Below are 626 nucleotides of genomic sequence, written 5' to 3'. Positions count from 1 at the left end.
GGTTGCGTTTGTGAAGTTGATTGAAGTTGAAAATTGAATAGTATTTATCTATCGAAAATGTCTCGCCACGGCAACAGGCCGCGATGCCCCGGGGATGGCGTGGACATAAAAAACCGGCCCCAGAGGGCCGGTTCTTGATGCTTCCGCGGTCAGGCTCAGCGGTTCGCCAAGGCTTCCGTCTTGCGCTGCATGGCGCGGGTGATGGACCACTGCTGCGCGATCGACAAGGTGTTGTTGACGCACCAGTACAGCACCAGGCCGGCCGGGAAGAAGAACATCATCCCGCCGAACACCAGCGGCATGATCATCATGACCTTGGCCTGGATGGGGTCCGGAGGCGTCGGGTTCAGTTTGATCTGCAGGAACATGGTGGCCATCATGATGGCGGGCAGAATGAAGAACGGGTCGCGGATCGACAGGTCGTGCACCCACAGGATCCACGGCGCGCCGCGCATTTCCACGCTGGCCAGCAGCACCCAGTACAGCGAGATGAACACCGGGATCTGCACCACCATCGGCAAGCAGCCGCCCAGCGGGTTGATCTTCTCGGTGCGGTACATCTCCATCATGGCGGCGTTGAGCTTCTGCTTGTCGTCGCCGTACTTTTCCTTCAGGGCCTGCAGGCG

1 protein-coding gene is annotated in these 626 nt (G+C 59.4%); it reads right to left on the bottom strand.

The annotated features are described in order from the left end of the window. Positions 1-155 precede the first annotated feature (155 nt). Positions 156-626: membrane protein insertase YidC (yidC, locus tag A9976_RS19685; protein ID WP_183020398.1), on the bottom strand; the 471-nt coding region annotated here is incomplete at its 5' end.

It is taken from the genome of Delftia sp. UME58, from assembly GCF_014170385.1.
Classification (GTDB): Bacteria; Pseudomonadota; Gammaproteobacteria; order Burkholderiales; family Burkholderiaceae_C; genus Comamonas; species Comamonas acidovorans.
This window is presented reverse-complemented; position numbering and strand designations above follow the sequence as displayed.